The sequence below is a fragment of the Caballeronia sp. LZ003 genome (assembly GCF_031451465.1).
GTDB lineage: Bacteria > Pseudomonadota > Gammaproteobacteria > Burkholderiales > Burkholderiaceae > Caballeronia.
Genome location: NZ_JARUXJ010000003.1, coordinates 1,307,748 through 1,330,529, shown reverse-complemented (window position 1 = coordinate 1,330,529; position 22,782 = coordinate 1,307,748). Strand labels below are relative to the sequence as shown.

Here is a 22,782-nt window from a genome sequence, read left to right as displayed (position 1 = left end):
GCAACACGGAGACGAACATGAACAGCGGTAAAACCATCGACATCAAGGGCTTCATCGACGCGCGGCCCATCTCGGCGTACCAGTGGTTGCTGGTCGCGCTGTGCTTTCTCGTCGTCGCGGCCGACGGCATGGACGTCGCCATCATGGGTTTCGTGGCGCCCTCGATCATCGGCGACTGGCACATCTCGCGGCCCGCGTTCGGACTCGTGATGAGCGCCGCGCCCATCGGACTCGTGATCGGCGCGTTGACGGCGGGACCGGCTTCGGACCGCATCGGCCGCAAGTGGGTTCTGATCACCTCGGTGTTCCTGTTCGGCGTCTTTACCATCGCGACGGCGTTCACCAATTCGCCCTCGTCGATGGCGCTCCTGCGCTTGCTGACCGGTATCGGTCTTGGCGCGGCCATGCCCAACACCACGACGCTGCTCTCCGAATACGCGCCGCAGCGCAAGCGCTCGCTGCTCATCACCATCATGTTCACGGGCTTCAACCTCGGCTCCGCGCTGATCGGCTTCGTCGCCGGCTGGCTGATTCCCGAGCACGGCTGGCGCTCGGTGCTGATCTTCGGCGGCGCGTTGCCGCTCGTGTTGATTCCGCTGCAAATCTGGCTGCTGCCCGAATCGGCGCGTCTCATGTCGGTGCGCGGCGCGACCTCGCAACGGATCGGCGCGGTGCTCGGACGTGTCTGCGGCGAGCGCTTCAAGGGCGATGAAGTCTTCGTATCGACGGAACCGCCGCTGCCGACCAAGAAGCCTATCGGCGTGCTGTTCTCGCAAGGCTATGGTTTCATGACCGCCGCGTTGTGGGTCACGTACTTCATGGGCCTGCTCGTGATCTATCTGCTGACCGGCTGGCTGCCCACCTTGATGAAGGATGCGGGCCTCACGGTTTCCGCCGCCGCCAACATCACGGCGATGTTCCAGATCGGCGGCACCATCGGCGCGATCATCGTCGGCTTCATCATGGACAAGACGCGGCCCGCGCCTGTCATCAGCGCGGCGTATCTCGGCGGCGCGGTGTGCGTGCTGGGGCTTGCGTGGATCGGCGCGTTGTCGTCGTCGCTCGCCGTGCTCGTGTTCGCCGCGGGCTTTTGCATGAGCGGCGCGCAGACCGGCCTCAACGCCTTCGCGCCGGGACGCTATCCGACCGTGGCGCGCGCCACCGGCGTGAGCTGGATGCTCGGCATGGGACGCTTCGGCAGCATCTTCGGTTCGGCCATCGGCGGCGCGCTGCTCGGTCTGGGCTGGCAGTTCGGCGCGATCCTCGCGATGCTCGCCGTGCCCGCCACGCTTGCCGCCGTCGCCATCCTCGTCGCGCAGAAAACGCGCGCCGGCGAACCCGCGCCGCAAACGAACGCCGCTGCACACTAGTTTTCTGGAGCAAGGATGATCATCGACATTCACGGCCACTACACCACCGCGCCCAAGGCGCTGGAAGCGTGGCGCAACCGGCAGATTGCCGGCATCAACAATCCTTCGGAGAGGCCGGCGGTTTCCGAACTGCGTATCAGCGACGACGAATTGCGCGAGTCGATCGAGAGCAATCAGCTTCGCCTGATGCGCGAACGCGGGCTCGACCTCACCATCTTCAGTCCGCGTGCGAGTTTCATGGCGCATCATATCGGCGACTTCGACGTGTCGAGCACATGGGCCGCGATATGCAACGAGCTGTGCTTTCGCGTGAGCGAGTTGTTCCCCGATCACTTCGTCCCCGCCGCGATGCTGCCGCAAAGCCCTGGCGTCGATGTGGCGACGTGCATTCCCGAACTCGTGAAGTGCGTCGAGCAATACGGCAATGTCGCCATCAATCTGAACCCGGACCCGTCCGGCGGTCACTGGACGAGCCCGCCGCTGTCCCACCGTTATTGGTATCCCATCTACGAGAAGATGGTCGAGTACGATATTCCCGCGATGGTCCACGTGAGCACGAGTTGCAACGCGTGCTTTCACACGACCGGCGCGCATTATCTGAACGCGGACACGACCGCCTTCATGCAGTGCCTGACCTCGGACCTGTTCCGCGACTTTCCGAGCCTGCGTTTCGTGATTCCGCACGGCGGCGGCGCGGTGCCTTATCACTGGGGTCGTTTTCGCGGGCTGGCGCAGGAATTGAAAAAGCCGCTGCTCGAAGACCATTTGCTGAAGAACATTTTTTTCGATACCTGCGTGTATCACCAGCCGGGCATCGACCTGCTGACGCGCGTGATTCCCGTCGACAACATCCTCTTCGCGAGCGAGATGATAGGCGCGGTGCGCGGCATCGACCCGCAAACGGGACAGTATTTCGACGATACGAAGCGCTATGTCGAAGCCGCGCAGATCGAACCCGAAGCGCGCTACAAGATCTACGAAGGCAACGCGCGCCGTGTGTATCCGCGCCTCGATACGGCGCTCAAGTCAAAGGGACGTTGAACATGGTCGAACTCGGAGTGGTTTATCGCAACATCGATCGCGCGGACGCAGAGGCCGCGACCAAACTCGGCGCGCTCGGCTCGGCGACCGTGCATGAAGCCATGGGGCGCGTCGGTCTCTTGAAGCCGTACATGCGGCCCATCTATGCGGGCGCTCAGGTGAGCGGCACGGCGGTGACGGTCCTTCTGCAACCCGGCGACAACTGGATGCTGCACGTCGCCGCCGAACAGATTCAGCCCGGCGATATCGTCGTGGCCGCCTGCACCACCGACAACACCGACGGCTTCTTCGGCGACTTGCTCGCGACGAGTTTCAAGGCGCGCGGTGCGCGTGCGCTCGTCATCGACGGCGGCGTGCGCGACGTGCGTGTGCTGACCGAAATGAACTTTCCCGTGTGGAGCCGCGCGATCTCGTCGAAGGGAACGGTCAAGGCGACGCTCGGCTCGGTCAACATTCCGGTGGTCTGCGCGGGCGCATGGGTTACTCCCGGCGATGTGATCGTCGCCGATGACGATGGCGTGGTCGTGGTGCCGGCTGCATCGGCGAGACAGGTGCTCGACAAGGCGAGCGCGCGCGAGGCGCTGGAAGAAGAGAAGCGCGACAAGCTCGCGAGCGGCGTGCTGGGTCTCGACATGTACAACATGCGCGAGCCGCTGCAACGCGCGGGCCTGCGCTACATCGACTGATATGGCAACGACGATCACCGGCATCTCGTCGATGGCGACGAAGCATCTGCTAGCCGATCTCGCCCATGCTTATGCAAGCGCATTCGCGCAGCCGGTCGCGATCGAATCGACGGGCGGCGTGGCGGCGTTGCGGCGTATCGAGGAAGGCGAGGCGTTCGATATCGTCGTGCTGGCCGCGAACGCCATCGAGCGTCTTGCCGAAGCGGGACGTATCGATCCGGCGAGCCGCGTGGATATCGCGCGTTCGGGCGTGGCCGTCGCGGTGAAGGCGGGCGCGCCGCATCCTTCCATCGACGACGAAAGCGCCGTGCGTCACGCAGTGTTGGCCGCGCGCAGTATCGGCTATTCGACCGGGCCGAGCGGCGCGTATCTCATGCGGCTGTTCGAGCGCTGGGGCGTGCTTCAGGAGGTGTCGTCGCGTATCGTGCAGGCGCCGCCCGGCGTGGCCGTGGGCGGACTTATCGCGCAAGGAGAAGTGGAGCTGGGCTTTCAGCAGATGAGCGAGCTGATCGGCGTCGCGGGCATCGACGTAGTGGGTCCGTTGCCCGCGGACATTCAGACGCTCACGGTATTTCAGGGCGCCGTGTGCACGGCCGCGCGCGAACCCGTGCTCGCGCGCTCCCTTCTTGCTTACCTGAGTTCTCCGGAAGCCGGCGCTGTCATGCAACGTCATGGCATGGAACCCGTTCGATGAGCACGCGCCTGAGCGAACGATGCAGACTTGCACTCTTTCGCCTGGCGTTGTCGGCGCCAGGCGGCGTCACCGTGTTTTTGATGGCCGATGGACGAGAGAGCGCCTTGCGCATCGCGCGCGCGGCCGTCTCCATTCTTCGCGAAGTGCCGGTGCATGAAGTGCGCGTACGCGAATCGCTGTCGTTTCGCGAGCTGCTTCGCGCGGGCGTCAGCGACGACCCCGATCTGCGCGTGTTCGAAGCATCGTCGAAAGACGGCAAGGTGCAAGCCTGGATCGAGCCGCCAATCTTCTTTACCGACGACGCCACCTTGCTCGGGAAGTGGGCCGAGCTGCATGCGGATCTCGCGACGGAGACCGCACGGCAGCTCATTGACCGCGCAAAGTAGGGGCGGACTTCAGGCCATTAAAGCGGCGTCAGTGCCCCCAGCGCAGCACCAGCGGGTCGAGCTTTCGCGCCACCTTGAGCAAGCCTTCGCGCACTTTAGGATGCATCGGCGCAAGCGGATGCCTCACCGCGTCCGAGCCGATCACGCCGCCTTCCTTCATCAGCGTCTTGCATGCGGCAAGCCCGCACTGACGGTTCTCGTAATTGATGAGCGGAAGCCATTGCTGATACAACTCGGCGGCTTCGTCGGTGTTGCCGGCAGCGTAGGCATCGACGATCTTGCGGATGCCGTCGGGGTAGCCGCCGCCCGTCATCGCGCCGGTCGCGCCTGCATCGAAATCGGGGATCAGCGTGATCGCTTCTTCGCCATCCCACGGGCCGACGATGGCATCGCCGCCGAGTTCGATCAGCTCGCGCAGTTTCGACGCAGCCTGCGCCGTTTCGATCTTGAAGTACGACACGTTTTCGACTTCACGCGCGAGCTTCGCGAGAAAGGGCGCGGACAGCGGCGTGCCCGCGACGGGCGCATCCTGAATCATGATCGGAATGTCGATGGCGTCCGACACCTTCGCGTAGAAATCCTGAATGCCGCGCTCGCTCACGCGGATAGTCGCGCCGTGATAAGGCGGCATGACCATGACCATGGCCGCGCCCGCGTCCTGCGCCGCGCGGCTGCGTTCGGCGCAAACGCGCGAGCTGAAATGCGTCGTCGTGACGATCACCGGCACGCGGCCCGCGACATGTTCCAGCACGGTGCGCTGCACGGCATCGCGCTCTGCGTCCGTCAGCGCGAACTGCTCCGAGAAGTTCGCGAGAATGCACAAGCCGTTCGAACCGGCATCGATCATGAAGTCGATGGCGCGCTTCTGGCCTTCGAGATCGAGCTTGCCTGCGTCGTCGAAGATGGTAGGCGCGACGGGGAACACGCCGCAATAAAGGGGAGCTGCCATTGATTGTTGTCTCCTGGATTTAGATGCGATAGAGGGCGCTGGCATTGTCGTGGAAAAGGGCCAGTCTTTCCGCGGGCGTTCGGTGCGCGACCATCGCCTTGAAGCCGCCGAAAAGATTGTCCAGCGAAACGACGAGGCTATCCACCGGAAAATTACTCGCGAACATGCAGCGCTCGACGCCGAAGCTCGCGATGGCCTCGCGCACCACCGGCCCGTTGCGCTCCACGCTCCAGTTTATCCCCGCTTCGCCGATGCCGGATATCTTGAGCCACACATTGGGCCAGCGCGCGAGCGTATCGAGCGCGGCGCGCCATGCGCGCAACGCCTCCTCGCTGCGATCGGCCGGTAAGCCCGTGTGATTCACGATGATCTTCACGTCGGGAAAGTCGCGCGCAAGTTCGGCCGCTTCCGCGAAATGCCACCACGGAGCCTGCAGTTCGAACATCAGATCATATGCCGCGAGCAGCGCGTAACCACGCCGCCACCGCTCGCAGCGCATGGAACCCGCTGCCGAGAAATCCGCGCGATGCTCCGCGCGCGGCACGGTCTTGGGCTTATGACGCACGCTGCGCACGAGCGGCAAGCCACGATATCCATCAAGCACCGCGCGCACGTCTTCGCGATCCAGCCAGATTTGTCCGGCCATTGCATTGGGCAGGCCGGTGCGCGCATTGAGCGCGCTCGCCCAGCGCGCTTCGCCGAGCGGATCGCGCGCGTCCCATTCGCCTTCCATCATCACCGTCTTGACCACGCGATGACTCGCCGCCTGCGCAAAGTAATCGTCGGGCAGGAAGTCATGGCAGATGGCCGCGTAATCGCCATAACGAAACGGAATGCGCGGCAGATCGCGCAGCCACGGATGATAGTTGTTCGCGAGGTCCCAGAAATGATGATGCGCATCGACGACAGGCAGGTCGGCATCGTCGCCGCTTTGCAGGAAGCGCTCGCGCAAGGCATCGATATGGGCGTGCATCATGGGCTCTTAGCTCACGCGGTCTTGTGCCATGCGCACGAGAATATCGAAGGCCTTCTGTGTAGCGCCGACATCGGCGGAACCCTTGCCGTGGATATCGAACGCGGTGCCGTGCGCGGGCGTCGCGATCGGCACCGGCAAGCCGCCGTGCACCGTGACGCCGCGCCAGAAGCCCATGAGCTTCATCGCGATCTGGCCTTGGTCGTGATACATGGTGACGACGCCATCGAAGACCTTTTGGTCGCGTGCACGCACGAAGATGGTGTCGGCGGGAAAGGGGCCTTGCGCGTCGTAGCCGAGCGCGCGTGCATGCTCCACGGCCGGCGTGATGACATCGATCTCTTCGCGGCCGAATGCGCCGTTGTCGCCGTTATGCGGATTGAAGCCGCAGACCGCGATGCGCGGCGCTGCGATGCCCGCGCGTTTGAGTCCGTCGTGAATCAACTGCACCGCGCCGACTATGCGTTCGTCAGAAAGCCGCGCGCTCACGTCCTTCAATGCAATGTGGGACGTGACGCGCGAGGTCCACAGTTCATCGAGCACGTTGAATTCGCAAAACGCGCCGGCATAGTCGAGCTGATGCGCGAACCATTCCATCTCGTCGTTCGTGTCCATGCCCGCCATGTGCAGCGAGGTCTTGTTGACGGGCGCGAACAACATGGCGTTGGTGCGGTTCGCGCGCGTCAGTTGCAGGGCTTGTTTGAACGCTTCCAGGCTGTAGCGTCCGCCGCGTTCCGTGGATACGGCGGGCTCGTAAGGCGCGTCGTCGGGCAGGCGGAAGTCGATGAGCGAAGGCACGTCGGTACCGCGCGCGGCGGCGGCTTCATCGTTCACCACGGTGTAATCGAAACGTTGCCGCGCGATCTCCATGCCGCGATCGAGTTCGCGCCGGTCGCCGATGATGAGCAGATCGGCACGCTTGCGATTTTCCGGCCGTGCAACGAGGCGCGCGATGAGTTCGGGGCCGATGCCGGCGGGGTCGCCGAGAAGGACAGCAATGCGAGGTTTCATGACGGATCAACCTTTGGGTTTTTTAGCGGGTACGGCGCAGATCGATGGCGATCGAGCCGAAGATATACACCAGCGCGCAGGCACTGTAGAAATGCAGCACCGTATCGAACGAACCGGTTCGCTGCAGGATGAAACCGGTGATGAGCGGAACCGAGATGCCGCCGACGCTGCCCGCGCAGTTTATGCATGCACCGAGCAGACCGACGCGCCCCGGCGTCGCGAGCAACGAAGGCAGGCTCCAGTAGAGACTACCCCACATCAGCAAGAACGACGCCGCGCACAGCACCGCGACCGCGCTCACCGGCGACTGAATGGTCGGCAGCGCGGCGAATACGGCAAGCGTCGTGATGCCCGACAGCGCGATCATGCTCTTGACCACCTTGCCGCGCGAGAAGCCGTGCGTGCAAAGTGCATCGCAGAGAAAGCCGCCCGACAGCGAGCCCAAAGCGCCGGAAAAGAAGATGAAGAACGTGGCCGCGCCGATCTGCGAAAGACTCAAGCCGCGCGCTTGCGTCAGATAGCTCGGTCCCCACGTGATGAGCCCGAAGAAGATCATCGCCCAGCTCATGCGGCCGACGCACATGGCGATGGTCGAGCGCAGCGGCAAGGGTTCCTCGGCGATGACGCTCGCGGCGACCGGGGCCGCGCCGTCACGAATTCGCGCGAGTTCCGCGCCATTCACGAAGGGATGCTTCGCGGGATCGTCGCGCAGATAGCGCCATGCGAGCCAGCCCGCCGCGATGGTCGCGATGCCCGCCACGACGAACGCCATGCGCCACGAGCCGAACGCGAGGATGAGATTGGAGATTGCAAGCCCGCCGATGGCCGCGCCCAATGGCGAGCCCGCATCCATCAATACGGCGCCGCGACCGCGCTCTTTCTTCGAGAGCCACAATGCATTGAGCTTGCTGCCGGCGGGAAAGAGCGGTGCTTCGGCGCCGCCCAGACCCACACGCAGAAACAGCATCGACAGACCGCCGCCGGCAGCGCCCATCAAGGTCTGGAAAATGCCCCACAACACCGTCGCGCCCGCGATGATCTTGCGCGGACCGTAGCGGTCGATGAGCCATCCGCCCGGTATCTGCAACAGCGCATACGACCAGAAGAAGCTCGACAGGATCAGCCCCTGCATGGCGGGCGAGAGCGCGTATTCCTTGGCGATGGTGGGCATCGCGATGGAAAGCGAGATGCGATCGACGAGATTGATCAGCGTGATGAGAAACACCACGCCAAAGATGCGCCAGCGCACGCTCGTCGCGCGCTCCGACGTAACCGCGTCGAGCGCGGGCGCTTCTATTCTGCTTTCCATTGCGTGTCTCCAATCCTTGATGTCGAGGGCTGCATTGGCCCGTCGTTCATGCGTTATTCGATGATGTTGAAGTCATCCAGATACTTGTCCGAGAGCGTGATGCCGAGGCCCGGCGTCTCATCGGAGAGTTGCAGATAGCCGTTCTCCGGTTGCGGTTCACCGTCGAAGATGTAGTAGAAAAGCTCGTTGCCCACTTCCACGTCGTAGACCGGGAAGAACTCGGACATGGGGCTCGCCACGCTCGACATGGTGAGGTGATAGTTGTGCATCTGTCCGGCATGCGGAATGACCGGCACGGACCACGCCTCGGCCATTGCGTTGATCTTGCGCGCCGCCGTGATGCCGCCCACGCGATTCGTGTCGTACTGAATGACGTCCACGGCGCGGCGTTCGAGCAGGTCCTTGAAGCCGTAGATGGTGAACTCGTGTTCGCCGCCCGAGATCGGGATGACGTTCGTCTTCTTCAGTTCCTGATAGCCCTCGATATCGTCGCCGATGACCGGTTCTTCCAGCCAGCGCGGATTGAATTCGGCCAGGCGCGGCAACATTCTGCGTGCGTATTCGAGCGTCCAGCCCATATAGCATTCGACCATGATGTCGATGTCGTCGCCCGCGAGTTCACGCAAGAGACGCAACTGTTCGACGTTCTTCGCCATGCCGCTCGGGCCGTCTTTCGGGCCGTAGCCGAAGCGCATCTTCATCGCGGTAAAGCCGTCGTCGAGATAGCTCTTTGCTTCGGCGAGAAACACGTCGCGGTCGTCGTTGTTGTAGAGCTTCGAGGCATAGCACCAGATCTTTTCCTTGGTACGTCCGCCGAGCAGTTTGAAGACGGGCTTCTTCACCGCCTTGCCCATGATGTCCCACAAGGCGATATCGACAGCCGAGATCGCCGCCATGCCAATACCCTTGCGCCCCCAGGCAAGCGTGCGCCGATACATCTTCTGCCAGATGTATTCGTGATCGAACGGGTCTTCGCCAATGGCGATAGGCGCGAGATATTCGTCGACGATCTGCTTGGCCACGCGCGGCGCAAGCGCGCAATTGCCGATGCCGATGGTGCCGTCGTCGCACTCCACTTCGACCACGAGCCATTGGTGAAAGCGGAACGAGCCCATGGCGTCGCCGCGTTCGTAGAGAATGTCCACGGCATTCGTGCAGAAGTGCGCTTGCGGCGGCACGACCTTGCCTTTCCATTCGAATACGCGTGCACGGATATGCTTGATCTTCATCGCGAATGTCTCCTTCTTGTTTGATGGAAGGCCGCGCGAGGAAGGGTTTGCGCGGCTGTTTCGGGTGACGCTAGTGTGCGAAACTGCGCGATAACTGACTATTGAATAATTTGCATCGGGTTATTTCCTGCGGTTATCGCGGGAAAGCGCTCACAGGGTTATCGCCGACATGATTGCGCCTGCCAATACCATCCGCAAACGCCTGCGCTTGCGTCATCTTCAACTGATGATGGCGCTCTCCGAAACAGAGTCTCTGCGCAGCGCCGCCGACGAACTCGCCATGACGCAGCCCGCCGCGACCAAGGCGTTGAAGGAACTGGAGGACACCATGGGCGCGTCGCTGTTCGTGCGGCATGCGCGCGGCATGCAGGCCACGGTATATGGCGAAGCGGTCATGCGCTATGCGCGCGTGGTGTTCGAAGACCTCGACGAGTTGCGCGAAGAACTCGCGGCCATCGAAGCGGGGGATATCGGCAAGGTGCGGATTGGCGCGGTCATGGCGCCCGCGCCCGAGCTGTTGACGAAAGTGATCGTACAGTTGAAGGACGCGCATCCGCGTCTGCATATCACCGTGCAGATCGATACCAGCGATGTGCTCGTGCAAGCCTTGCAGCAGGACCAACTCGATATCGTGGTCGGGCGCATTCCCTACGGGTTTCCCGCCAACGACTTGAGTTTCGAAACGCTTGCCGAAGAGGCATTGTCGATTGTCGCGCGGCCCGGGCATCCGGTGTTCGAATCGACCGGGCGCCCGAAACTGGATGAGCTCGCGGGGTATGCGTGGATCGTGCAGCCGCATCCGAGCCCGATGCGCGAGATCATCGATCAGACTTTCAGGGAGTCACGCGTCGCACCGCCGGTGAGCACCGTCGAGACGTCTTCCATTCTCACGACGCTTTCGCTGTTGCGCGATTCCGATATGTTGGCGGTGCTGCCGAGTTCGGTTGCCGACTACTACGCTTCGCTCGATACCATCGCTTCCATTGCCACGCCGCTGCGTGGACGGCTCGCGCCTTATGGGTTGATCCTGCGCAGTAACCGGCGCATCAGTCCGGCTACGCAACTGGTCATCGAGGCGATTCGGGCAGCCTAGTTAGGGCGACGGCGCGGCCGCGTCATGCGTGTCGAGCGCGAGACGCCGTCGCCGTCCGTCATCGGCGATCCGCGAATGCCAGTTTCCCTTCGGCATCGCGCAACGAGGAATCGGCATCGTTCGCCGGATCGAGTTCGATATCGGGTCGCATGAAGAACGTCATCACGATACCCACCGCAAGCAGTCCCAGCGAGCCGCCGAACGGCAAGGTCCAGCTTCCGGTGCGATCCACGATGAAGCCGAACACGATCGGCGAGAAGATGCCCGCAATGGCCGATCCCGCATTGACGAGCCCGCTCGCAATCCCGACGTGCTTGGGCGTGATGTCCATCGGCACGGCCCAGATGGGACCGATGGTCATTTCGAGGAAGAAGAACGACAGACTCATGCAGCCTGCCATGACCGGCAAGGACTTCACCACCATGACGGGTGCGAGAAAGATCAACGCGCCGAGAAATGCGACGATGATCATGTTGCGCCGCGCGGCGACCACGTTGCCGGTGCGTTTGAGAATGCGGTCGGAGATCACGCCGCCCGCTGTATTGCCCACGACGCCCGAGAGAAACACGCCCGCTGAAAAAAGCGCCGAGCTCTTGAGATCGAGGCCGCGTCCGTGCATGAAGAACGTCGGCAGCCACGTGAAGAAGAGCCAGCCTGTCCAGCCGTAGCAGAAGTAGACCATCATGGTCGGCCCGATGCGCTTGATGAGACGTCCCCACGGCGTCGGCTCGCGGGTCTTCTCCACGGCCACCTTATTCTCGGGCGGCAGCTCGGCGATCTCCTCGGCCGTGATGTGTCGATGCTTGCGCGGGTTATCGGCGAAGTACCACGCGTAGACCAGCACCCAGACCGCGGTCAGCGCGCCCACCAGAATGAACGATGCACGCCACGACGCAAAGGCGACGAGAATCGCGATCAGCGGCGGCGTCAGCGCATTGCCCAAGCGCGAGAACGAATGCGTGAGCCCTTGCACGAAGCCGCGCTTTTGCGCCGGATACCAGTTGACCAGCGCGCGGGCCTGCGCCGGAAGCGCCGCGCCCTCGCCGACACCGAGCAGCATGCGCGCGCAGAAAAGCGATACGACGCCGCCCGCGAAGCCCGTCGCGACCGTGGCGACGATCCAGATCGACGCGCACAGCACGAGCGTGGTCTTCGCGCCGAAGCGATCGCTTACCCATCCGCCGATCACCTGGCAGATCGCATAGGTGTAGGCGAAGGCGCCGAACACGAAGCCGATATCGGTATTGCTGAGATGAAGATCATCGCGAATCAGGCCTGCCGCGGCGGACAGGTTGACGCGATCGAGATACATGATGAAAGACATCGCGCACATGAGCGCGAGGACCGACCGGGTGACCTTGGGTCGATGGAACATAGCGTGTCTCCTCCGAGGCTTGTGCGCTTCATGCGCGCTCTTATCGAGGGCGAATCGTGTATCGATCCGACGTCCGAAGTCTGGAGAAAACAGCGATAGCCGTCTATTGAATTTGCCTTATGAGGCGATTACCACAGGTTATGTCCTTGAAAGCGGCTTCGAAAAAATGCAGCGGCCCGCGCTTCCTTGAGAAGACGCGGGCCGTCAGGGTGAACCAGTAGACGATCAAGCGGCGATGCGTGCGCCTTCGTCATGAAGACGGAAGATTTCGACTGCGGTACGCAACGCGCCCGCCTGATCTTCGAGCGACTGCGCCGCTGCCGCCGCTTCCTCGACGAGCGCCGCGTTCTGCTGCGTCACTTCGTCCATTTGCGTCACGGCGCGCGCCACTTGTTCGATACCGCTCGATTGTTCTTCCGATGCCGCCGCGATCTCGCCCATGATGTCGGTCACGCGTTGCACGGCGTTGCTGATGTCGTTCATCGTGCGGCCGGCTTCATCGACGAGCGCCGCGCCGGATTGCACGCGTTCGACGGAGGTATCGATCAGTTCCTTGATCTCCTTCGCCGCCGCCGACGAGCGTTGCGCGAGCGAGCGCACTTCGCCTGCCACGACCGCGAAGCCGCGTCCTTCTTCACCTGCACGCGCCGCTTCCACGGCTGCGTTGAGCGCGAGAATGTTGGTCTGGAACGCGATGCCTTCGATGATCGCGATGATGTCCGCGATTTTCGTCGAGCTCTGGTTGATCTCGCCCATCGTGGTCACCACTTGCGACACCACATGGCTGCCCTTGCCCGCGATCTCCGATGCATTGGCGGCCAGCACGCTCGCCTGGCGCGCGTTGTCGGCGTTCTGTTTGACCGTGCCCGTGAGCTCATCCATGCTCGACGCGGTTTCCTGCAATGCCGACGCCTGTTCCTCGGTGCGCGAGGACAAGTCCACGTTGCCCGCCGCAATCTGCTTGGTCGCGGATGCAATCGATTCGCTACCCGAGCGCACCGAACGCACGGTTTCGACGAGGCTCGCCTGCATGGTCGAAAGCCCGCGCAGCAACTGGCCCATTTCGTCGTTCGAGGTGATGCGCACATCGCGGCGCAGGTCGCCTGCGGCAATGGCGCCGAACTGTTCGAGCGCGGCGTCGAGCGGGCGCGCAATGCGCTGGCGCAGCGAGAACCACGAATACGACGATGCAGCGAGCCCGATCACGATCGCGATGATCGACACCATGCGGAACATGGCGAAGGTCGCCTGGCTCGCGTCGTAGTCGCTTTGCGCCTGGTCGAACTGCAGCTTGCGCAACTCGACGCCGGTCTTCGCGAAGTCGTTGAACGCGGCCTGCATCGTGGCGGCGTCGGCGGTGACTTTCGCCTGGTCCTTCGCGCGCACGTCGGCATAGCCTTCGTCGAGAAGCTTCTGCATTTGCAGACGCTGCTCGTTGAATTTGTCCGCGAGCTGCTTTTCGCCGGGAGCCTGGGGCAGGGCGGCGTACTTCGTCCATGCGTCGTCGGAAGTCTTGCGCATCAGCGCGCCCCGGCCGATGGCCTCGTCCGCCGCGTTCGTGCCGATGTTCAGCGCCGCGCGATCGAAGCTCAGACGTTCGCGCGCCATGAACATTTCCGCATTGCCGACCGACACCGCGCTCGGCATTTCATTCGTGAAGAGGTCGTGGGTCGTCTCGTTGGACTTGCTCATGCCGACGAGTCCGACCAGCCCGATGCCGATGAGCAGCATGCTCAGCAGAGTCATGGCGAGGGCGAGGCGGCCCTTGATTGTGGAAAACATATTCGTCCCAAAGGTGGCTGCATCTTGTTCGCGCGCCGGCACGCGAGGATGCTCTCGCCTGCCACGCGGCCAGTGAAATGTCACCGGCCGCCTGTATAACGACCGCAACGCGATGGCCTTTAGGGAAACGGTTACCGATAACTGCGCGGCTTTGAGATCGACCGTGCGAAAACCTCGGACATTCAGCGCATCAGGGAAAACGCGGCGTGCCTGAACGCTGCCGGCTACGCATGGCGACGAGCGCGCGCACGATCAGCAAGAGGTGATAGTAGAGCCTGAGACTTGCGCCATACGTATAGGCATCGGGATGTTCGAAGGCGACGCGCAGCGCGGCGAGCGGCGCATCGTGCCGCGCGTGCAGCGAAACGACGATCGGTGCCAACCGGCGCAACGCGATGCCGCGCGCCGCTTCGAGCGATGGATCGAGCGTCATCGCCGAAACGAACTGGTAGGCGCTAAACGCTGCCGCGCTGACCGAACGGCGCGTGCTGCGCGACACGGAAGCCGTCGTCTTGCGATAGTACGAAACGTATTCGTGCAGATAGTAGACATGCTTGGCCGCCAGACACAACTGCGCGCCGAACACGTAATCGCAGCACGCGCCGACTTCCTCGCGATACCCCACTGCCCGCACGAGCGCCGCGAGCGCCATCCAGCCATTGTTGGGGAACATTTGCACAAGACCGGTTCGTCCTGGCAGCGGCTGCATGCCCTGCGCGCGCCGTTTTCGATGGAACGCCGCATTGAGCGCCGCGCTTTTATGGACATCGACGCGACCTTCGGCATCGACCTCGTATTGATCGCCGAACGCGACTTGCAGATGCGGATACGTCGCCCAAAGCGCCGCGAGCCGCGCGACGGCGTCGTGCACGAGATAGTCGTCGTCGTGGATCAGCATGACGAGCGCGCCCGTCGCACGCTCGAAGAGGCTCGACACATTGCGTGCTTGCCCGAGCGGCACGTCGTTGCGTACATATCGCACGCGCGCGTCGTGCGCGTAGCACGCGGCGATGAGCTGCTGCGTGAGATCGTCACGCGAGTCGTCCCCGATCAATATTTCGATGTGCGGATACTTCTGCGCGAGGCAGGAGTCGAGGCACTGCACGATCAGTTCGGGCCGGTTGCAAGTGGGCAGGCAAATGGAGACCGTCAGCGCGTTTTTCATCTTCTTCTCGCTTCGTCGTTTGTTTATATCGGCGATTTTGTCGGCGATTTTCAGCGGCCGCTTCACAATGCGAAATCTTTCGCATCGTTAGCAAGGTAGAAGAAAGAGGAAGAAAAATAATCCGAAAAAAATGGGTAATTAATACGGCGTTTGCGGCTCGGGTTCGTACGCCATACCGATTTACGCGATTCGCGCGATTTATGCGTGCATCGCTCTGCCTAACTGGCGCGATTGCCCCGCGCCTTCAGCCCGGATATTCGTCGTGACGCTTCCACCAATTGCCGGTTTCGTTGCGGCCTTTCGGCGCGCGATCGAGCCACTGATACATGCCCCAGAGACTGTCGAGACCTCGCGAGTAGGCCGAGTACGTGTGATAGACGTCGCGGTCCTGCATCGCGAAGACGCTCAAGCCTGGTCTGTCGAGCGAATACGCGGGCGCGGTCGTGCCGACATCGGCGGCGCCTTGCTTGACGGTTTCGGGCGGGTCTTTCTGATCCATCGCGTGGCGATTTTTCGCATAGTTGTATTCGATGCTGCCGTCGCGCTGCTGCTCTTCGGTGAACGACACGTTGAAGTCGAAGTTGAAGTCGCCATCGTGCGCGGAGGCCCATGGAAAGTGCCATCCCATGCGCTTCTTGTAGGCCGCGAGCTTCTCGATGGGCGCACGGGACACGCACCACAGCGCGACATCGTGATGCGCGAGATGAATGGCGAAACCGTCGAAGCCATCCGCGATCGCGGAGCAAGACGGGCAGCCCGCCTTCCAGTCCGGCCCGAACATGAAGTGATAAACGAGCAGCTGCGAGCGGCCGCCGAACAGGTCCGCCAGCGTGGCGCTTCCTGTTTCCGTATCGAAGCGATAAGTCTTGTCGATGCGAACCCACGGCAACGCCTGACGTGCCGCGGCGAGTTCATCGCTTTGCCGGGTGAGTTCCTTTTCGCGCGAAAGAAGGCTCAAGCGTGCGGCCAGCCAGTCGTCGCGCGTTCCTGTCGTATGACTCGTCATCATGCTTGTCTCCCGAGTGAGGTTTCGAAATGCACGGTGTTAGATTAGTACCGGACGCACACCTGAGGGGAGTGACAATTGTGGCGGGAATCTGACGCGACATGGATTCGCTGATCAACGCGGCGGCGCGCGCGCTCGCGGCCGGCGACCCCCTTGGCGCGCTCAATCGTGTTGCATTGCGCGACGACGCCGCCGCGCTCGCACTGCGTGGCATCGCCATGGCGCAACTCGGCGAGTTCGCGCGCGCGAAGACCTTGCTGCGCAGCGCGGCGCGTCGATTCGGCGCGAAGGAAGCGGTTGCGCGTTCGCGATGCGTGGTCGCCGAAGCGGAGATCGCGTTGGCATCGCGCGATCTTGCGTGGCCGCAGAAAGCGCTCGATGCCGCGCGCGTCACTCTCGAAGCGCATGGCGACCACGTCAACGCGGTCCATGCGCGCATTTTGGCGGTGCGCAGGCTCGCGTTGCTCGGCCGGTTGGACGATGCTCGGCTCTTGCTCGCATCGCTCGACGCCTTAAGTCTTCCGCCGGCATCGGAGGCCGCGCGCGAACTCATTGCGGCGGCAATCGCGATACGGCGTGTGGAGACGCAGCCTGCGCGCGAAGCGTTGACGCGCGCGCGAGAGGCGGCGCATCGGTCGGGTATCGCCGCGCTCGAAGCCGAAGCGGAAAGCGCGGCGAGCGTGCTCGATGCGCCAGCGGCCAGGCGTATCGCACAAGGCGAAGCGCGGCTCCTGCGGCTCGATGAAGTGGAGGCGCTGTTTGCATCGGCTGCGTTCATCGTGGATGCGTGTCGCAATGTCGTGCGCGAAGGCGGCGTGACCATTGCGCTCGCCACGCGTCCGGTGCTTTTCACGCTGGCGCGCGCGCTTGCTGAAGCATGGCCGGACGATGTGCCGCGCGACACGCTCATCGTGCGGGCGTTTCGCATGAAGCATGCGGACGACACGCATCGGGCGCGCTTGCGGGTCGAGATCGGGCGCTTGAGGACGATGCTGCAATCGCTCGCAACGGTGAGCGCGACGCCGCGCGGCTTCACGCTGACGCCGCGTCGGGCAGATGAAGTCGTCGTTCTGGCGCAGCCGACGGAAGACGCCTACGCGACGCTGCTAGCCGTTCTCGCCGATGGTCAAACGTGGTCCAGTTCGGCGCTTGCGTTGGCGCTTGGATCGAGCCAGCGCACGGTACAGCGCGCGCTTACGACGCTCGCGGCGGCGGGCAAGGTTCAGGCATACGGACAAGGACGCGCGCGCCGCTGGATGACCGCACCCCTGCCCGGTTTCACGACGGCCTTGTTACTCCCTGCTGGTTTGGCCTACGACTAGCATGAAGTCTCGATCAACCAGTGAGCAGAGGAAGGCGACATGAAACGCGCAAAGGCGGAGATCATCCGCGAATACGGACCTTTTCCCGAAGTGGAAGGCGTGCACGGCGTGAGCTGGGACGGACAGCAAGTCTGGTTCGCCTCGGGCGATGCCCTCAACGCGCTCGACCCCGAAAGCGGCAAGACCCGACGCAAGCTCGCGGTCGCGGCGCACGCGGGCACTGCCTTCGATGGCGAGCATCTGTATCAGATTGCCGAGGACCGCATTCAAAAGGTCGATCCAAAAACCGGCGAGGTCGTCTCGACCATTCCCGCTCCCGGCGGTGGCGCGGATTCCGGTCTCGCGTGGGCGGAAGGCACGCTCTGGGTCGGACAATATCGCGAGCGCAAGATTCATCAAGTCGATCCGGGCGATGGCAAAATTCTACGCACCATCGATTCCGATCGCTTCGTCACGGGCGTCACCTGGGTCGATGGCGAACTCTGGCACGCCACGTGGGAAAGCGACGCGAGCGAACTGCGACGCATCGACCCGGCCACCGGCGAAGTCTTCGAGCGGCTCGACATGCCGGAAGGCGTGGGCGTCTCGGGACTCGAATCGGACGGCGGCGAGCGCTTTTTTTGCGGCGGCGGGCGCACAGGCAAGATAAGAGCCGTGAAAAAGCCGAAGCCAGAATGATGCACCGGCGCTGTGCCGAAACCGCCAAGCCTCGAGTCGAAGACCAGGCATCCCCCTTGCGAACACGCTACTCCGACATTTCGCGCGCCGCGAATTAGCTTTACTCTGTCGGATTGGTGCGCGCCCTTCGCGCATCGTTCAAAGGAAAAGGATTCCCCATTTGGATTCGACTTTTTTCGGTCGCCCTCAACTCGATTCATGGGTCGGCGAAACGGCGCGCTTCATACGCGATTTCGACTGGCGCAAAACGCCGTTGGGCCCGATCAACGACTGGCCGCCGGTCTTGCGGTCGGTCGTGCAGGTCATGCTGCCCAACGCATTGCCGATGGCCCTGCTTTGGGGCGACGAAGGCACGCTCGTCTACAACGAAGCCTATGCGAAGTTCTCGGGTGTGCGGCATCCGGGCATCCTCGGCATGGCTATCGAGAAGGCATGGCCCGAGGCGGCGGATTTCAACCGTAACGTGATCGATTCGGGCATGCGCGGCGAGTCGCTGACTTACCGCGACACGCGCTTCGTGCTGGCGCGCGAGCACGATCCCGTCGAAACATGGCTCGATCTGCACTACAGCCCGGTTGCATCGGATGAAGGCGTGCCGGTGGGCGTGCTTGCAGTCGTCGTCGAGACAACCGAGCGCGTGCTGCTCGAACGCAATCGCAGTGCGGCCGAAGCGGCGTTTCGCGGAACCAACGAGCGGCTGCAACTCGCGTTGAATTCGGGCGCCGTGCGCGGCACCTTCGTGTGGGAAATCACGCAAAACCGCGTGAAGGGCGACGAACGTTTCGCGCGCACTTTTCTCTTCTCGCTTCAGGAAGTGGAAACCGGCTTGCCGATCGAGGCGGCGCTCGAGATCATCCATCCGGACGACCGCGGACGCGTGACTTCGCTGATCGCCGCGACCTTGCGCGATGGCGCGCCGTATCGCGCCGAATATCGCATCCGCACGCCGGACGAGGGCTGGATCTGGATTCTCGCGTCCGGCCGCTGCGAATACGATGAAGCCGGAGCGCCGCAGCGGTTTCCCGGCGTGATCGTCGATATCAACGACCGCAAGATCGCCGAAGAAAGCCTCAAGGAATTGACGCGCGGTCTCGAAGACAAGATTTCCGAAGCCGTGGCGGCGCGCACCGCGGTCGAGGCGCAATTGCGTCAAAGCCTGAAGATGGAAGCACTCGGCGCGATGACGGGCGGCGTCGCGCACGACTTCAACAACACTCTGCAGGCCATCAGCGGAAATTTGCAATTGATGCAGTATCTGCCGCCAACCGACCCGCGCGTGCCCGAACGCGTTCAGGCTGCGCTGGACGCCGTGCAGCGCGGCGCGACGCTCGCCTCGCAACTGCTGTCGTTCGCGCGGCGGCAGCCGCTCTCGCCGGTGGTCATCAATCCGCAGCGGCTTTTTGCCGAGTTGCGCGAACTTCTGCAGCACGCGGTGGGCGCGTCGGTGGTGATCGGCGCCGCGTTGCCGGAACAGGCGTGGAATTTCTGCGTCGACCGCAATCAGTTGGAGAACGCCCTCCTCAATCTCGCGATCAACGCGCGCGACGCCATTAGCGGCGATGGCCGGCTCACGCTCACGTGTTCGAACGAGTCGCTGGATCACGCCGCGTGCGAGGGCAACGACCTGCGTCCCGGCGAGTACGTGCGTCTTTCCGTATCCGATACGGGCACGGGCATGCCGCCCGATGTCCTCGAACGCGCCTTCGAGCCGTTCTTCACCACCAAGCCGGAAGGACACGGCACGGGGCTCGGCTTGTCGATGGTGTTCGGCTTCGTCAAGCAGTCGGGCGGCCATATCCATGTGTCGAGCACGGTGGATGTCGGCACGACGGTGGAGATCTACTTTCCGCGCAGTTACGACGACGAGACCTCGTCGGCCGAAGCGGGCAGCATTCCCACGCACACGGGCAGCGCAACCGTGCTCGTCGTCGACGACGACGTCGCCGTGCTCTCCTCGACGGTCGCGATTCTCGAAGCCATGCATTACACCGTGCTCAAGGCCGCAAGCGGCGACGCGGCGATGAGCGTGCTGGAAAGCGGCATCGGCGTGGACGTGATCCTGACCGACGTGGTGATGCCAGGCAAGGTGAAATGCGCCGATCTCGCCGAATGGGCGTTCGCCCAGCCGCAGCCGGTGCCGGTGATCTACGCGTCCGGCTATACCCGCGACATCATCTCGCGCGACGGCGTGCTGCGGCCCAACGTGACGCTGCTGAACAAGCCTTATCGGGCGGAGCAACTGGCGAAGGAAATTGCGTCGGTGTTGAAACGCGAGTGAGCGCGCTTTTTATCCCATCTAAAGTATTTACCGATCCCGCCGTTATGCATCAGTAAGATAAACCAAAAGCAACAGCAACAGCGGACGGGGTCGAAGGTGCAGGGCAGAGCGTCTGATTTTCTCGGGATCATCGGCGAAAGCGTGGCCGGCGAATCTCACTATGTCGAATGCACACGGCGCCTGGACGGCTTTGGAGCCGCGTTCTTCGGCGTCTTGCTGGTCGCCGCGGTGACGCCTTTCATTCCGCTGCCGTGGAACCTGCTGCTCGCGGCCATCGCCATCGCGGCGGTCGCCGTGATCCAGCAGATGCAGCGCGCGCACCGGCAGATCTTCGTCGCGCGTCAGCTCTCGAATGGTCTTCTCTCCATCGCGGACGACTGCATCAAGCTTTTGAGTCCGGAAGGCAAGGTCGTCTGCATCTCCGAAGTCGGCCAGCGCCTGATCGAAGCGCGCGCCGCCGACGATGTCGTCGGCATCGACTGGCTCGCGCTCTGGGACGGCCCCGACGCGCGCCGCGCTTTCGAACGCGCCAAGGCCGGCGAATCCACGTCCTTTACCGGCGCGTGCTGCACCATGCGCGGCAATCTGCGCTGGTGGACTTCCACTTTCGCGCCGGTCTACGGCGAGTTCGGCAAGCTGATAGCGGTACTTTGCAAGTCGCGCGACATCACGGCGGAGCGCACGCTCATTGATGAGTTGCGGGGCAAGGCGCGCGTGCAGAAGGACATGGAAGATCACGTCGATGCCGTGTTCTGGACCGCGAGCCACGACTTCCGCGAACTGCTGCATGTGAGTTCGGCATTCGAGCGCATGTGGGAAATGCCCGTGTCCGCGCTCGAAGCGGACGAGACCGCATGGTCGCAGCGCGTGCATCCCGAGGATATCGCCGGGCTGCGCACGCAGATGCGCGCCGCCGTCAACACGGCCATGCCCGCGCAAAGCTATTTCCGTTTGCGCTTGCCGGAGGAACGCACGCGCTGGGTTCGCGCGGATATCTATCCCGTCAGCGAAGACGGCGCGGTGTCGCGCGTGGTGAGCGTTTGCGTCGATGCCACCGAGGAGCGCAACCGGCTTCAGCAATTGCATCGCCTGGCGAACATCGACAGCCTCACGGGTCTTCATAATCGCAACGCGATTGTCGAGGCGCTCGACGCGCGCTGCGCATCGGGCGAGCCGTTCGCTTATCTCTTCGTCGATATCGACCGCTTCAAGTCCATCAACGACACCGCCGGCCACACCGCCGGCGACACCGTGCTCAAAGCCCTGGCCTCGCGCATTCAGGAAGCGCTGCCGCCCGATGCAATCGTCGCGCGGCCGGGCGGCGACGAGTTCACCGTGATCCTGCCGGGCGCGTTCGATCACGAACAAATCGCGCGGGCGTGCCGACGGCTTGCCATTGCGTGTCATCGCCCGATAGCGATGGATTGCAAGAGCATCGCGATGACCTGTTCGATCGGCGTGGCGCTCTTTCCCGAGCACGGCAGTTCGCCCGAGTCGCTCTTCATCAGCGCCGACATGGCCATGTACGCGGCCAAACGCGCGGGCCGCAACACGTTCCGCGTGTTCGGCGAGCGCGAGAAGGACGAACTGGCGCGCGCGCATCTCGAATCCGAACTGTTGAACGCGATTCGCCAGAACCAGTTCCTGCTGCATTTCCAGCCGCAATATCGCGTGGATTCCGGCACGCTCGTGGGCGTGGAGGCGCTGTTGCGCTGGAATCATCCGCTGCTCGGTCTGCTCGGTCCGGGCGCGTTCGTGCCGATGCTCGAAGAGAGCGGCTTGATCGTCGAAGCGGGGCACTGGATCATTCGCGAAGCCGTGCAGGCGGCGTCCCGACTCTCGCATGCAATGCCCGCCGTGCATTCGATGGCGGTGAACGTATCGCCGAAACAGTTTCGCGATCCGCGTCTCGTCTCCGTGCTTAGGCACGCGATCAAGCGATGCTGTATCGACCCGAACAACATCACGCTGGAAATCACGGAGTCGGCGCTGATCGAAAACGTCGACGATGCACAGGACGTGCTGTCGAAAGTGCGCGAGATGGGCGTGCGGATTGCCATCGACGATTTCGGCACCGGCTATTCGAGTCTCAACTATCTGACGCGTTTCAGGCCCGACGTGCTGAAGCTCGACAAGTCTTTCGTCGATAACATCGCCACCGACGAGATGATGCGCATCGTGGTGGAAGGCGTGATCGAGCTCGCGCATAAGCTCGGTGTGACGGTCGTCGCGGAAGGCGTGGAAACGGCAGAGCAGCTGGACTGTCTGCGCGAGGCGGGTTGCGACAAGGTGCAGGGCTATTTGCTGAGCCGGCCGGTCCCGCTCGACTCGCTGCTCAAGACAGTCACGAAAGTGCAGCGGCTGGCAGCGGGCTGACGCTGCGGCCTGCTTGTCGGCACGGCTCGCAGGCGGGTATACAATCGACTTGTTTATCT

19 protein-coding genes are annotated in these 22,782 nt (G+C 63.1%); 10 read left to right on the top strand and 9 right to left on the bottom strand.

Annotation, left to right across the window (positions count from 1 at the left end):
- Nucleotides 1-17: 17 nt before the first annotated feature.
- From QCE79_RS23245 to QCE79_RS23225, 5 genes are read left to right on the top strand one after another with little or no spacing between them, the layout of a single operon-like run.
- Nucleotides 18-1,370, top strand: a complete 1,353-nt coding sequence (locus QCE79_RS23245; RefSeq protein WP_250468578.1) for an aromatic acid/H+ symport family MFS transporter — start codon at nt 18-20, stop codon at nt 1,368-1,370.
- Nucleotides 1,371-1,385: 15 nt separating this feature from the next.
- Nucleotides 1,386-2,411 (top strand): amidohydrolase family protein, encoded by a 1,026-nt coding sequence (locus QCE79_RS23240; protein WP_244830019.1) that lies wholly within the window; start codon nt 1,386-1,388, stop codon nt 2,409-2,411.
- Nucleotides 2,412-2,413: 2 nt separating this feature from the next.
- A complete protein-coding gene (gene ligK / locus QCE79_RS23235; RefSeq protein ID WP_244830020.1) occupies nt 2,414-3,097 on the top strand; it encodes a 4-carboxy-4-hydroxy-2-oxoadipate aldolase/oxaloacetate decarboxylase in 684 nt (227 codons plus the stop codon).
- A gap of 1 nt (nt 3,098) precedes the next feature.
- Entirely contained in the window at nt 3,099-3,791 is a 693-nt protein-coding gene (locus QCE79_RS23230) for a substrate-binding domain-containing protein (protein ID WP_309848164.1), read from the top strand.
- Nucleotides 3,788-4,177, top strand: coding sequence for a hypothetical protein (locus tag QCE79_RS23225; protein WP_244830023.1), 390 nt, complete (start codon nt 3,788-3,790; stop codon nt 4,175-4,177). Before QCE79_RS23230 ends, QCE79_RS23225 begins: the two co-directional genes overlap by 4 nt.
- A gap of 28 nt (nt 4,178-4,205) precedes the next feature.
- Here QCE79_RS23225 and QCE79_RS23220 read toward each other — a convergent pair whose 3' ends face one another.
- The 5 genes from QCE79_RS23220 to QCE79_RS23200 are packed head-to-tail and all read right to left on the bottom strand — an operon-like array spanning nt 4,206 to nt 9,648.
- Complete coding sequence (locus QCE79_RS23220) at nt 4,206-5,126, bottom strand: dihydrodipicolinate synthase family protein (RefSeq protein ID WP_309848163.1); 921 nt, start codon at nt 5,124-5,126, stop codon at nt 4,206-4,208.
- Nucleotides 5,127-5,145: 19 nt separating this feature from the next.
- Complete coding sequence (locus tag QCE79_RS23215) at nt 5,146-6,102, bottom strand: amidohydrolase family protein (protein ID WP_309848162.1); 957 nt, start codon at nt 6,100-6,102, stop codon at nt 5,146-5,148.
- Nucleotides 6,103-6,108: 6 nt separating this feature from the next.
- The gene (locus tag QCE79_RS23210) at nt 6,109-7,110 is read right to left on the bottom strand and encodes a 4-hydroxythreonine-4-phosphate dehydrogenase PdxA (protein WP_309848161.1); all 1,002 of its coding nucleotides are present in this window, start codon (nt 7,108-7,110) and stop codon (nt 6,109-6,111) included.
- 22 nt (nt 7,111-7,132) lie between these two features.
- Complete coding sequence (locus QCE79_RS23205) at nt 7,133-8,419, bottom strand: MFS transporter (protein ID WP_309848160.1); 1,287 nt, start codon at nt 8,417-8,419, stop codon at nt 7,133-7,135.
- 53 nt (nt 8,420-8,472) lie between these two features.
- Nucleotides 8,473-9,648, bottom strand: a complete 1,176-nt coding sequence (locus tag QCE79_RS23200) for an L-rhamnonate dehydratase (protein WP_309848159.1) — start codon at nt 9,646-9,648, stop codon at nt 8,473-8,475.
- Between the two features lie 169 nt (nt 9,649-9,817).
- On the opposite strand from QCE79_RS23200, the gene QCE79_RS23195 reads away from it, so the two are divergent.
- Nucleotides 9,818-10,741, top strand: coding sequence for a LysR family transcriptional regulator (locus tag QCE79_RS23195; RefSeq protein ID WP_309848158.1), 924 nt, complete (start codon nt 9,818-9,820; stop codon nt 10,739-10,741).
- Nucleotides 10,742-10,799: 58 nt separating this feature from the next.
- Here QCE79_RS23195 and QCE79_RS23190 read toward each other — a convergent pair whose 3' ends face one another.
- From QCE79_RS23190 to QCE79_RS23175, 4 genes are all read right to left on the bottom strand, one after another.
- On the bottom strand, nt 10,800-12,116 hold the full coding sequence (locus tag QCE79_RS23190) for an MFS transporter (RefSeq protein WP_250494183.1): 1,317 nt from the start codon (nt 12,114-12,116) through the stop codon (nt 10,800-10,802).
- A gap of 225 nt (nt 12,117-12,341) precedes the next feature.
- A complete protein-coding gene (locus QCE79_RS23185) occupies nt 12,342-13,898 on the bottom strand; it encodes a methyl-accepting chemotaxis protein (RefSeq protein WP_284503442.1) in 1,557 nt (518 codons plus the stop codon).
- Between the two features lie 190 nt (nt 13,899-14,088).
- On the bottom strand, nt 14,089-15,063 hold the full coding sequence (locus QCE79_RS23180; protein WP_244830034.1) for a glycosyltransferase family 2 protein: 975 nt from the start codon (nt 15,061-15,063) through the stop codon (nt 14,089-14,091).
- Between the two features lie 244 nt (nt 15,064-15,307).
- On the bottom strand, nt 15,308-16,069 hold the full coding sequence (locus QCE79_RS23175; protein ID WP_309848265.1) for a DUF899 domain-containing protein: 762 nt from the start codon (nt 16,067-16,069) through the stop codon (nt 15,308-15,310).
- Between the two features lie 101 nt (nt 16,070-16,170).
- Between QCE79_RS23175 and QCE79_RS23170 the strand changes: the two genes are divergently transcribed.
- The 4 genes from QCE79_RS23170 to QCE79_RS23155 all read left to right on the top strand — a co-directional run bounded on the left by QCE79_RS23170 (nt 16,171) and on the right by QCE79_RS23155 (nt 22,723).
- Entirely contained in the window at nt 16,171-17,391 is a 1,221-nt protein-coding gene (locus QCE79_RS23170) for a helix-turn-helix domain-containing protein (protein WP_309848157.1), read from the top strand.
- Between the two features lie 39 nt (nt 17,392-17,430).
- On the top strand, nt 17,431-18,069 hold the full coding sequence (locus tag QCE79_RS23165) for a DUF5074 domain-containing protein (protein ID WP_244830040.1): 639 nt from the start codon (nt 17,431-17,433) through the stop codon (nt 18,067-18,069).
- A gap of 160 nt (nt 18,070-18,229) precedes the next feature.
- A complete protein-coding gene (locus tag QCE79_RS23160) occupies nt 18,230-20,347 on the top strand; it encodes a hybrid sensor histidine kinase/response regulator (RefSeq protein WP_250527957.1) in 2,118 nt (705 codons plus the stop codon).
- A 141-nt stretch (nt 20,348-20,488) separates the two neighbouring features.
- Nucleotides 20,489-22,723 (top strand): EAL domain-containing protein, encoded by a 2,235-nt coding sequence (locus QCE79_RS23155; RefSeq protein WP_309848156.1) that lies wholly within the window; start codon nt 20,489-20,491, stop codon nt 22,721-22,723.
- Nucleotides 22,724-22,782: the final 59 nt, after the last annotated feature.